Annotated in this window: 4 protein-coding genes; 3 read left to right on the top strand and 1 reads right to left on the bottom strand. The window is 48.0% G+C overall.

Translation table 11 applies throughout. The features are described 5' to 3' along the window. From BST96_RS09690 to BST96_RS09700, 3 genes are read left to right on the top strand one after another with little or no spacing between them, the layout of a single operon-like run. Positions 1 to 10,893, top strand: a complete 10,893-nt coding sequence (locus BST96_RS09690; protein WP_085758516.1) for a VCBS domain-containing protein — start codon at positions 1 to 3, stop codon at positions 10,891 to 10,893. Between the two features lie 34 nt (positions 10,894 to 10,927). Beyond that, positions 10,928 to 11,758, top strand: coding sequence for a hypothetical protein (locus tag BST96_RS09695; RefSeq protein WP_085758517.1), 831 nt, complete (start codon positions 10,928 to 10,930; stop codon positions 11,756 to 11,758). A gap of 2 nt (positions 11,759 to 11,760) precedes the next feature. Beyond that, the gene (locus BST96_RS09700; protein ID WP_085758518.1) at positions 11,761 to 13,038 is read left to right on the top strand and encodes a carbohydrate porin; all 1,278 of its coding nucleotides are present in this window, start codon (positions 11,761 to 11,763) and stop codon (positions 13,036 to 13,038) included. Positions 13,039 to 13,121: 83 nt separating this feature from the next. Here the strand turns inward: BST96_RS09700 and BST96_RS09705 are convergent, their stop codons facing one another. Beyond that, positions 13,122 to 13,541, bottom strand: a complete 420-nt coding sequence (locus BST96_RS09705) for a CBS domain-containing protein (protein WP_085758519.1) — start codon at positions 13,539 to 13,541, stop codon at positions 13,122 to 13,124. Between the last annotated feature and the right edge of the window lie 13 nt (positions 13,542 to 13,554).

The following is a 13,554-nucleotide window of genomic DNA, read 5'->3' on the forward strand; positions in this document are numbered from 1 at the left end:
ATGAGCGATCGCAAAGATAAAACACCACCTGGAAAAAATACCACCGATAAACAGCAAGATAAAAAAGGCAAGTCGAAAAAACTTAAATCTGCTGTTGAGAATCGTAAACTTGATGAAGGTGGTCAGGCTTATGATGAGTCGGTGATAGGCCGCGCTGCGGGTAATGATTTTTCTATTGCAGATTTGCCGTCTGAGAACTCGGTGCAGGATTCTGCTAAACAATCAATGGCTGCTGTCGAAGAAGCCAGTGAAGCTGCGGACAATAAAACGGTTGAGTCTGAAGCAGCGGTTATTCCTGATGAAAGTGCCGCAAGCACCAACTCCGTTTCTATTCCCAGTCCTTCATCGCATGTCGTTACGCCTTCAACCTTAACCACGGATACCACTAACACTATTCCCGATGCGGTAACGCCGCCGGGTATGGGGGTTAATCAACCCGCTGTTGGCGCCATTGTAGAACCGGCTCAGCAAACCACGTCTGGTAGCCAGCAGCCACCGGAAATCTATTTGCGCGGCGACCATGCGGGTTTGGTGGTCGAAGATAATAAAGTGGGCCAGCTGGCTAGCGGGAAAATGACCGAGTTAGGTGGCACCGGCCAGTTTGTTGCTGAAGTTGATCAGGGCAACTATGGCCGTTTTTCTATTGATAAGAATGGCAACTGGCAATACCAGTTGGATAATAAACTGCCTGCCACTGATCATCTTGCGACAGGGGAAACCGTTACCGAAGTTTTTCATATCGTCACACCAGAAGGTTTAACCCAGGATATACAAATAACGGTGCAGGGACATAACGATGCGCCAACCATTGATCAAATACACCAACAGCAAACCTTTGAAGATGGTGCGTTGCTTAATGGCAAAATAACCGCTACCGATGTCGACCATGGTGACCATTGCAGTTTTTCCACAGCAAGTAATATCGAAGGTTTTCGCTTAAACCCGGATGGTAGTTATCAGTTTAATCCTTCCTCGGCGGCCTACCAGCATTTAGCGGCGGGTGAGACGCAGTTGCTTTCTATTCCGGTCACTGTCACCGATCAACAAGGTGCGACGGATACACAGCTATTACAAATTACCGTTACCGGCACAAACGATAAACCGACGCTGGCGGTTAACCCTGGCACTTATACTACAGGCCAATTGGAAGTAACGGATATCGATACTCTCGATACGCATCGTTTTTCCGTCACCGCAGCTGCCGGCCAGTTTGGCAGTTTGATGGTTGACCCTGATACTGGGCGTTATAGTTATACCCAAAATCCCAGCGTTGCAGGTATGTTTTTGGATAAAACCACAGGCGTTTATCGCGGGACAGATACCTTTGAAGTTAAAGTCACTGACCCGCAGGGTGGTGAAGCCACGCAATTTATTAGTTTTGCAGCAACGGCGACGGTGAGTGCGCCAAATAGTACCCATCCGCTAACGCCGGTGATTACACCGATGGTGGCAACCCATCCAGTGGTTGCTACTACCGCGCCCTTAACCACCGGTAATGCTCCAACGACACCGAGTAATTCTGTAACTATCGATTTGGTGGCCAGTAGTGATAGTGGTCGTTCCTCAACGGATAATCTAACTAACCAGCAAACACCAACCCTCACCGGGCAAACGGCCATTGCTTTTTCAGTCGTTGAAATTATTGATGCAGGTAAAGTGGTTGCGACGACTACCTCTGATGGCCAGGGCCATTACAGTGTCACCACCCAAGCTCTGGCAGAATCATCCCAGTCACATCAGTTAACGGCACAGGCAACAGCGCCTTCAGCAACGACGCAGGTGAGTTCTTCCGGGTTGGCGGTAACCATTGATACTCATGCCGAGGCCAGTATCAGTGTTGCACCCGTTACCTCCGATAATATTATCAACGCAGCAGAGTCCGGTGGCCCGGTGATGGTCAGTGGCAGTGTGGGTGGTGATGTCGTTGATGGGGATGTGATTACTCTGACAGTGAATGGTAAACAATTTACCGGTACCGCTCAGGGAGGTCAGTACCAGATTGCCGTTGATGGAATAGCCTTAACCGCCGACCAGCATATTATCGCCACAGTGACTTCCACGGATGCTGCGGGTAACCAGAAAACCGCGATGTTGGATCACAGCTACAGTGTCGATACTCAGGCTACAGCGACAGTCGCTTTGCAGGAGTCCAGCGGTGATCAGGTGATTAGCGCAACTGAAGCCGGCAGTGTTGGTGTACTTGGCCAAGTCGAAGTAGGCAGCACGATTGATAGCCTGACAGTAACGGATGGCCAGCAGACGATCACCATTCCAACGGGAGCTTATCAACTGGACCCGGTGACGGGTAAGTTTCAGATCACAACGGATCTTTCCACTTTACAGGATGGCCAGCTAAGCGTTGAACTCAAAGGCCACGATAGCGCCGGTAATCCTTTTGACCAAAGCAATACCATGGCCAAAGATACGCTTGCCAGCGCTACGGTCACCGTTGCCCCCGTTACCCCTGACAATATTATTAATGCGGCAGAGTCCGGTAGCCAGGTTATGGTGCGCGGCAGCACCGGTGGTGATGTTGTCGATGGCGATATTGTCACGTTAAGCGTTAACGGCCAGTCGTTTACCGGAGTTGTTAAGGGTAGTGTTTATAGTATTGCTGTGGATGGAGCAGCACTGAAAGCTGATAGTCATATTGTGGCTGAGGTTACCACTAGCGACAAGGCGGGCAATCTTGCCACCGCCACTGCCGATCATAGTTATGCCGTCGATACCCAAACCACAGCAACGGTTGCCATCACTGATGCGGGTGGCGATGGTGTTATTAATGCGGCCGAAGCAAGCCGCACAATTATTTCCGGGGATATTGAACCCGGTGCAAGCCTTGAGCAATTACAGGTGGTCGATTCCCAAGGCAAAGCCTTTAATATCAGCCCATCGTTAATTGTGATTGATGGCAATGGCCACTGGCAATTTCCCATTGATGCCGGCACCTTGGCCGATGGCAAAATTAATGTCTTAAGTTATAGCCGTGATGCTGCGGGCAATACCGCAACGGCTACGGCGGCTATTGATAAAGACTCGGTAACAACTGCGCGTATAGCCTTACACGATGGCAATGTTGGCGATAAGGACGATGTGCTTAATGCCGCAGAAGCAAAGTCTTCAGTGGTGATGGGAAAAGTTGAAGCCGGTTCCAGTATTGACAGTTTGGTGGTTACTGACGGGACTAATAGTATTACGCTGGCGCCGAATAGTTTTAAAGTCGATGCCAGTGGTCGTTTTCATCTGATCACTGATTTATCGCCCCTGCAAGACGGCACCTTAACGATAGAATTAAAAGGGCAGGATCGAGCCGGTAACCCTTTTGATCAAACCGACAGTATGGAAAAAGATACCGTCGCCAATGCCGTGGATGACAAAAGTACAGCGACGGAAGATCAGGGGCCTGCGGCCACTTCGGGCAATGTTTTAAATAATGATGAACAGGGTGCCAGCCTAACAAGCTCAGGCGATATTGCCGGCCTTTATGGCACCTACCATTTCCATAGTGATGGTTCCTACACCTATGAATTGGATAACAGCAAAGTTCAGAGTCTGGCTGAAGGTGCCAAGCTTGAGGACCACGCGCAATATACCATCACCGATGCCGCAGGCAATGATAATACCGCCACGCTAAAAACGGTGATTACGGGCACCAATGACCTGCCGGTTATTGCTGGCGTTGTTAATGGTGCAGTGATTGAAGCGGGCAGCAATACTGTCGGTGTGGATACCGCCAGTGGTCAGTTAGTGGCCACCGATGCCGACACCGGTGATAGTTTGCATTGGCATGTTGCTCAGTCTCAGGGAATTTATGGCAGCTTAACCATGGATCAGCAAGGTCAGTGGACTTATCAATTGGATAATGCCGCCGGCAGTGCAGCCAGTCAAATGGCAGCAGGGGAGCAACGACAGGATTTCTTTTGGGTGACGGCAACGGATGGTTCCGGTATTGCGGTACCGCAAAAAATTGCCGTGGATATTACCGGCGCCAATGACAAAGCCATTATTGCTGACGCACAAACTGATGCGACAAAAATTTCTATTACCGAAGACCGTGGTTATATCAATACCCATTACCAGTTGGAGTACCACGGTCGCTTAACCATTAGCGATCCCGATGCCGGTGAAGCACAGTTCGACCCCAATATCGGTCCGCAAACTTATCAGGGCATTGGTTATGACTCGAGTTTAGGCGGCCATGTTTTGCTAATGCGTGGTGGCGGTTACACCTATTATATTGACCAGCGCCAATCGGTTGTGCAAAACCTCGGTGCCGGTGAACATATTACCGACCATGCAACCATCAAATCGGTGGATGGCACCGAACATATTATTTCTGTGGTGATAAACGGCACCAATGATGCGCCAACCGTTTCAGCAGCGCCCACCTTAACACCGGGAACCGAGGATAAAGATTATACGCTGCACAGCAGTGACCTGTTGAGCAATGCCAGCGATATTGATCATAACGATCAAGGGCAACTTAGTGTTCATCAGTTAGAGGCACTAAAGCCTGATGGCTCTGTCGCTGGTACGATGGTCGATAACCATAACGGCACTTATACCTTTCAACCGGAACAAAACTATAACGGCCCGGTACAGTTTCATTATCACATTCAGGATGCCCATGGTGGCAGTGTGTCGACCAGCGCGAGTTTAACGCTGGCGGCGGTACAAGATAGAGCTGTGATTAGTGGTGTAGATACTGGCTCGGTGACTGAAGCCAGCTATCAGGATAGGTCACCGGATTATGCCCAGCCCGGTATTTCAAAACTGGGGCAGAATGCTTTGTCTGTGGATGGTAAGTTGGATATTACCGATGCCGACCAGGGCGAGGCAGTTTTTGATACCAAAGGCGGCACCTTTACCTCCTATTCAGGGCAGTATGGTCACCTGTTATTAAATGCCGATGGTAATTGGCACTATATGGTAACCGTGGGCAGCAGTGATTATGTCGGCAATCGAATTAGCTCTGTAGGTTCAACCATTGATCAATTGGGTGAGGGTCAATCCCTCACGGATACCATTACCGTCTATTCTAAAGACGGCACCTCTCACGATATCGTTATCACCATTCATGGTGACAACGATAGACCCTATTGTTCTAGCGCTGTGCAATTAGCGTCCGGCAAAGAAGATACCGCGCAAACCCTAACGGTAGCAGAGCTATTAAAAAATACCGTAGATGTCGATGCCAATGATGCCAATCAATTATCTATCGGCAATATGCAGGTGGATCATGGTTCGGTAACGCATAATACAGATGGCACCCTGACCTTTACGCCAGAAAAAGATTACAACGGCCAGGTTAATTTTACCTACGATGTTAAAGATGCTCACGGTGGTGTAACTCAAACAGGCGCCTCCCTGAATTTATCGGCGGTGGGGGATGCGGCAATTATCACCTCCGGCCCTAAACAAACTATTACCGAAGATGCTTCCGGCGGCAATAGTGAAATAGCCAGTGGCAGTTTAACCATTGTTGACCCCGATGCGGGTGAGCAAAGATTTCAATATAGTCAGTTTGGCGAGCATGCCATCCACGATCCCTTTGGTGGTCAGTTGCGCATTGATAATGCGGGTACTTGGGGTTACACCGTGCCGAATAGTGCATTACAACATTTAGCGGCGGGTCAGGTTGAACAAGTGAGTTATCTTGTTCACTCGCAAGATGGTACGGCCCACACCATTAATATAGAAGTGGTGGGCAGCCATGATCGACCAACGGCAACGGCTCAAGTTATTAACGGCGTAGAAGATACGTCACATCATTTTACCGCGGCTGAATTTGGTTTTAGTGATGTGGATGATGGCGATACCTTGCAACATATTACGATCACGCAATTACCAACGGCTACTGACGGGGCGTTATTTTTAAACGGCCAGGCTGTTAGCGCAGGTCAGCAGATTGCCGCCAAAGATATTCCCGACCTTGTGTTTACACCGGCGGCCAATATTAATGGCGATATTGATTTTAATTACACCACCAATGATGGTCATGCCGACTCTGCCGTTGCCACTGCACATCTGCAAATTGCGGCTGTAGGCGATGCGGCTACTATAACCGGTGATAGTTCAACGGCTGTGACTGAAGATCTAAATATTAACAGAGGATTTTTAATTGGTCAGGGGCTGTTACACAGTCAGGATGTAGACAATACCGCTGACACCTTTCAGGTAGAAACCTTAACGCAAAAAGTGGATGGCTCTGCCTCGGTGGGCACCCTGCGAATGACTCAGCATGGGCATTGGATATATACGGTTGAGAATAACGCGGTGCAGCATTTGGCTAAGGGTGAAACCCTCACCGAAACGTTTACTGTTCACAGCGAAGATGGCACAGCCCACACAGTTAGTGTTGATGTGATAGGCACCAACGATCAGCCAACATTAACCATTAACACGACGACACCAGTCACCGGTGATTTAGTCGGTGCCGATATTGATGGTGATGCGTTACAGTATGACGCCATACAACCTTCAGGGCATTATGGCCATCTAACCGTTGATGCATCCGGTCATTATCATTACCAGCAAGGCAGCAGTGTTGCCGGTATGAATTATGATGCCAGTACGGGCACCTATAGCGCCAAAGATGTTTATGAAGTGCGTGTTTCTGATGGGCAAGGCGGGGAGACCCGACAGTTTTTAACTTTTGATATCACTGCTACCGTAAACGCACCAGCAATCACCGGTGGCCAGCCAGTGATTAGTGCGCAGGTGCCGACGCTTCCTTCTGTGACTTCAACCCAACCGACGGCTGCGACCATTCAAACCACGCCACCACAGAATGCTGTAACTTTAGATTTAGAGGCAGGCAGTGATACAGGGCAATCGACGACTGACAATTACACCAAGGCTTCAACCCCAACATTGAGTGGGCATACTGATATCCCTTTTTCACAGGTTGATATTTATAGCGGTAATCAACTACTGGGCAGCACTCGCTCTAATGCCAGCGGTCAATTCCAGTTGGTCAGTGCGCAACTAACGGATGGTGTTTATCCGCTAACCGCGCAAGCTACCGCACCTTCCGCTACGGCGGCTGTAAGTTCATCACCCTTGTCGATTACGGTAGATACTCAGGTAGCGCCGTTGGCGATCAACCTGACTCATGATACTGGTAGCAGCGCTACCGATTTACTGACTAATGACGGTGCTTTAACGATTACCGGTCAGGAGAGTGGGGCGTCGCTGGAGTATTCAATCGATGGTGGTAAAAACTGGTCTAACCATTTTACACCGGTGACAGGCGCGAACACCGTAGCGGTTAGGCAGGTGGATATTGCCGGCAATATGTCATCACCAGCGACCTTGGACTTTACGCTGGATAATCAAGTGGCGGCCCCCACCGTTTCTTTGCGCAATGATACCAGCAGAACATTTAATGCCGCTGCTGATGGCATTACCAAAGACCCGCGTTTATCGATTCAGAGTGAAGCCGGTGCCAGATTGGAATATTCCACTGACAGCGGCCAACATTGGTCTAACGGTTTTACTGCGTCTGAAGGCGCTAACACATTCCTTGTGCGTCAAACGGATATTGCGGGCAATCAGTCTGCCGCCACCCATTTTAGTTTTACACTGGATACTACACCGGGAACGGTAACGGTTGATCCCATCTCAACCGACAATGCCTTAAATGCCGCAGAAAATAATCAGCCGCTGGTGATTACCGGCACCACATCCAACACAGCACCTGGTGATGAGGTGTATATAAAAATAGGCAGCAATAATTTTTATGGGGCACAGGTAGATGCCAATGGCCATTGGCAGTTAACCCTGAATGCCAGCGAACACCAAAAGATTTTAGGTTCCGATAAAGACTACCCCATTACTGTTGGTACGATAGATGCAGCAGGCAATGCCACCACTGAAATCGTAACTCACTTATTAGTAGATACCGCTAATCCGCTGCCTGTTATTTCCGTTGACCCTATTACCACCGACAATATTATTAACCTTGCCGAAAGTCAGCAGACGATTGATATTACCGGGCAAGCCAGCGGTGATTTTAATTCGGGTGATCCGGTTTCTTTAACCATTAATGGCCAAACATTGGCATCCTATAGTGGGCAGGTGGATGCGACGGGCCACTATCAGATTGCCGTTCCTGCGAGTGTATTACTCAACCAAACTGGTGGAGCTACAGGGTATACGGTTGAGGCCAGTATTATCACAAAAGATAGTGTGGGCAATTTGGGTAGCGCCAGCAGTGGCAACCGAAACTTTAGTGTCGATACCACCATTAACCCGTTACAGGTTTCGCTAACTCACGATACCGGCATCGCAGGCGATCATATTACCAGCGATGGTGGATTAACCCTTGGCGGCCAAGAGCCCGGTGCGTTAATAGAATACTCTACCGATGGTGGCACGCATTGGAGCCAGCAATTTACACCGCAGGCCGGTACCAATAGTGTTTCGGTCAGGCAGACGGACGCTGCAGGTAATAGCTCCTCCCCAACCGCAATCAGCTTTACCCTTGATAATACCGTGGCAGCTCCACAGATTTCATTGAATACTGATAGTGGTTCAAATCATAGTGACTTGATCAGTAATAAAGGCGTATTAAATGTGGCCGGTGTTGAAACAGGCTCCACCTTGGAAATTTCAACAGATGGCGGTCAGCATTGGCAGAGCACATTTACCGCAGTGGAAGGTGTGAATAATGTGTTGGCACGGCAAACGGATGTGGCCGGCAATGTCTCGGCAACCAGCGCGTTGAATTTCACTTTGGATACACAAATCGATGTCAGTATTTACAGTTCCAGTGTTCAGGCCAACGGTGATTTAAAAGTCGATATTTTTCTACCCAAAGACAGCGTGGTTGATCAGCTTCAGATTAGTAGCGGCGGCGTAGTGCTTGATGTGGATCTGACTAAAAATCTATTGGTTGCCAATAGTACGTTAACACCAGACCATCACTACTTTACGTTTGTTGATATTGACCTGTCATCCTTGCCCGATGGCCCACTGACGATTTCCGCAACGGCTCAGGATAAAGCCGGTAATACCGCCAGCACGCAAAATAATTTTGGCAACCAACTTGTTCTCGATACACAGGCCCAAACACAGGACGATATGGCCAGAGTTATTGAAGACCAGACACAGCCAGCCCTCGGTAATGTGTTAAGCAACGATGAAGCCGGTTCAGTGGTAACCAGTGTGGGTGATATTGCAGGCAGCTATGGTGTGTTTCATTTGCAGGCCGACGGCAGCTATAGCTACCAGCTTAATAACGCGGACCCTGCGGTTGATGCTTTGTCACCCGGTTCGACACCACTGGTTGATAGAGTGAGTTATACCACTCAAGATGCTGCAGGCAATGTGGGGCAGGCCAATCTTATTATTGCCATAACGGGTAGCAATGATGCCCCTGTTATCAGCCACCCCAGTTTTGCTTCGACTAACGAAGATACTGACTATCATCTTAAAGTGTCTGATTTTAATTTTACGGATGTCGATGGTGATTCGCTGCATCATATTACTATCACCGAGTTACCCACGGCCGAGCAGGGTGTACTGACTATGGGCGGTCAGGCGGTACATGCCGGCCAGTCTATTGCGGCTGCGGATATTCCTAAACTGGTGTTTAGTCCGACGCAGGATTTTGACAAAATTGGCGGTTACAAATTTACCGTGAGTGACGGCCATACCGACTCCGCAGAAAAAATGAATTTTATTGGCGTTCACGCGATCAATGATGCGCCGGTGATTAATGCAGCTAGTGATTTGACGGGGCGTGTTGATGAGGATGCAGCCATCAATACCGTGGCAGGACAGATGGCAATGACTGATGTTGATACTGCCAGTGGTCACACTTGGTCGGTTTCTACCGACCCTTCCCATGCTGCCCATTACGGCACCATGACTGTGGATAATACCGGCGCCTGGCATTACGCATTAGATAATAGCAATCCCGCTGTTAATCAATTAGGTCATGCTGATGTATTAACTGATAACGTGATGCTGCTGGTGGATGATGGTCATGGCGGCGTCGCTGAAAAAGAAGTGGTGATCAGTATATATGGTAATGATGACCGTCCACCGATACCTGTTGCACCTACGTGGAAAGTGCCGCCGACCATTACTGGTAGCCACGGCAATCAAAATGCTCAAGGGTCTTTAGGTGTGCCCCCAATGGTTATTCAGGGTGTGCCAACACCAATGACCGGTTGGGGTATTTCCACCGGTCATGGCAGTGTCACATCCTTGCAAGGTCACTACGGTACTTTAACGATAAACCCTGCCACCGGTGAATTGCATTACGACTACAGAACACAAAGTGGTGTTATCAAGCAAGGTGGTGGCGGTGGTGTTGATCAGGATGTTACCGATGTTTTTACCGTTACATTGGGTGGCAGCAATAATGAATTAGCGGAAGTGCATTTGCATGTACAGTCACAGTCAGTGCATGGCAATAGTGGTCACCATGTCGATAAAACGCAGTTGATCAATATGGAATTATTGCCCCTTGCACCGGCACAGTCTGATGAGCTGGAGCCCGACGTTGAAGAATCTAGCGTTACTTTACAGTTGCAAGATGACCCAACAGGGCAGCACAGTGCTGTTGATGATTATCTGGATGTTTTTCAGCAGGCGGGTGCTGAACTTGCGGATCAGCAGCCCAATACTGACGATGACGCGGCATCAGCCGATAATCCGTTAACGGCATTATTAGACAGTGGTGCTGTGATTGATGATACGGGCGGTGCTGATAATGGTCTCGATCCCTCAGCGCTTGACGTAGTGTTGGATGATAATGACCCGTCGCAGGATAATGATCAGCCGTTACAACCGATAGCGGATATCGTGGATGAGCAACCCTTAATTCCACTGGATGATAATCCACCGTTGCCGGATGACGATCCGAGTCAGCAAGGGATATAATAGAGACTTCTAATAATAAACTGGAATAGCCAATATGAAGTTTAGCCTGCGCTGTTTAATTATAGCGACTGTGTTGTCGCCTTTTGCTAAGGCAGAACAATCGGCAGAAACTATTGCTCGTGACTTAGCAAACCCCAATACACCTCTGGCCAGTTTAAATTTTAAATATCAGTATCGTACCTTTGACGGTGATCTGCCCGGTGCGAATGATCAGGATGGTCATTTGGTCTTATTTCAACCCACCTTGCCTTTTCCGTTAGATAATGGCGATAAAATATTATTTCGTCCTGCTGTGCCCATTCAAATTGCGCAACCGGTTTTTGATGCCACAAAAGCGGATTTTGATGATGAGCAAGGTATTGGTGATACTTCCATGGATGTTGCTTATGCGATGACCAGTGATACGGGTTTATTAACAGCACTGGGTGTTATTGCAACCATACCAACCGCTACCGAAGATAATCTGGGAAATGATAAGTGGACGCTGGGACCTGAAGTATTGCTGGGTAAAATTGGCAAGACCTATGTGGTGGGAGCTTTTCCTAATCATCAATGGGATGTAGGTGGTTCGGGCGATAAAGATATTAATCTAACCACGATGCAGTTATTTGGTATTTTGTTGCCCGGTGGTGGTTGGAATTATGGCTCCACGCCAATTTTTTCCTACGACCATGAAACCGAAGAATGGACAGCACCGCTAAATTTTACTTTTGGTAAAACTGTGATTAACAATGGCCGCCCATGGAAGCTCAGCGTAGAAGTTAACTACTATGTTGAAAGCCCGGATCTGTTTGGTCCTGAATGGATGATTGGGTTAAGTATTGCCCCAGTGGTAGAAAATGGATTGGCTGGTTGGTTTAAATAAAAATGATGAATAAGCAATGGCTAAGTTACTCTCTAATGATAGCGGCGCTGGTAGCCCCCCTATGCTCTACTGATCTTCGAGCCGAGCAAAAATCCGGTTATAAAGATAATGCTAATTTTGCCGGCCCTGCATCAACTGTCTATCAATTAGAAGATGATGACGAAATTAAAACACCGGTTTTTGGGCTTCCCGTTGTTGATCAAATGTTGCAGCCCTGGTTTGACTTTAAAAAATCGCTGAATGATGACTATGGTTTGCAGTTTGGTTTGGAGTACACCACGGTTTATCAGCAAACCAGTGATGAAATTGAAGGTGAAGATGACCATGCCTGGTCAGGTATTGTTAGGGCGAAGGGGAAGTGGGGTCTGCTCAATCGTGGTCAGGTAAATCAGGGTGCTTTGGTTTTTTCTGTTGATAATCGCGCTAATTATAGTGATGTTTCCCCGGCGGACTTTGGCAATAATATAGGTTTTATTGCCCAGCCCGCTTATTTATTTAGTGATGTTGATAACGTGCTGGTAGATTTTCACTGGCAGCAATTACTGAGTAATGGTCGTACCGGGTTTATTGTTGGACGGTTTGATCCCAGTGATTTTATGCATGTACTTGGACATAAATCGCCATGGACATCCTTCCAGAATTTAAATGTATCTTTGGATAGTTCTATTGCTTACCCTGACTTGGGTGTTGGCGCAGGAGTAGGGCATTGGTTTGAGCCAACAACTTCTGGGCAGTTTTATTTATTGGGCGGCTTTAATGACGCCAACGGTAAAATCACTGAAGAAAAAGCCTTTCAGCATGGCGCTGAATTTTTTAAATTTTTTGAATTAGGTTGGACGCCAAGTCGGCAAGAGCGTTATAGCACCAATTTGCATATCACTTTCTGGGATGTGGATGAGCGGGAGCATGATGGTGTTAATGCAGCGAAAGGTGTTGCCGTAGGGACGAATTATACCTGGCAGCAGCTTACCGTTTTCGGTCAGGTGGGTATATCCGATACAGAAGATGATGCCGATCCACAAATTTATAAAAACTCTTATACCACCGGCCTGACCTACAATATCCGTAATAGTTCGGACCAGTTTGGTTTGGCGGTCAATTATGGTGAGTTGGCGGTAGCAGGTTTAGGTGAGCAAACCGTTGTGGAAAGTTATTATCGTTTGCAGTTGACCGCGAATATGGCGTTAACGCCAAGTGTACAGTTTATTGATGACCCGGCTTTGCATCCTGAGAAAAGCTCGGTGACATTGTTTGGTTTGCGGTTGCGGTTAACGTTTTAAATAGGGGTGGTGGTGGATTGCAATCCACCCTACCAGTGCCGTAGGATGGATTATAATCCACCAAACCCAGCCCTGAAAAATTATCAGCCTCTGTTATTAGTTACCTTGCCAAGCTCCTGCATAATATCCCGCCAAGATACAATGCCCACAGGCTTTCTATCCTTATTAACAATCGGTATACAGGAAATACTATGCTGATTAAAAATATCGACCGCATCTTTAACTGAGGCGCTATCATCCAGCGAGATCAGTTTGCGGGTCATAATTTGATGGGCTCTGCGGTCGAGTATCGCCAGGTCAGCTGATGTTTCAGCGGGTGTGCCTATTCTTGGGCTCAGTGCTTTTAATAAGTCCCGGTCTGAAATAACCCCCATCAGTTTTTCATCGTCTACCACTAGTAGGTGATGAAAATGCGTATCTTCAAATATCCGTTTTACTTTGCCCAGTGAGTCATCCATAGCAACGGCGACAACGGGGTTGGTCATAATCTGTTTGACTTTCATGCTGCACCTGCCT

Origin of the sequence: Oceanicoccus sagamiensis, from assembly GCF_002117105.1 — a bacterium.
Lineage (GTDB): Bacteria > Pseudomonadota > Gammaproteobacteria > Pseudomonadales > Dasaniaceae > Oceanicoccus > Oceanicoccus sagamiensis.

Bases quoted from the DNA above. Each gene is read 5' to 3' on its own strand.
- BST96_RS09690 (WP_085758516.1), top strand. From the start codon at position 1: ATGAGCGATCGCAAAGATAAAACACCACCTGGAAAAAATACCACCGAT.
- BST96_RS09695 (WP_085758517.1), top strand. From the start codon at position 10,928: ATGAAGTTTAGCCTGCGCTGTTTAATTATAGCGACTGTGTTGTCGCCT.
- BST96_RS09700 (WP_085758518.1), top strand. From the start codon at position 11,761: ATGATGAATAAGCAATGGCTAAGTTACTCTCTAATGATAGCGGCGCTG.
- BST96_RS09705 (WP_085758519.1), bottom strand. From the start codon at position 13,541: ATGAAAGTCAAACAGATTATGACCAACCCCGTTGTCGCCGTTGCTATG.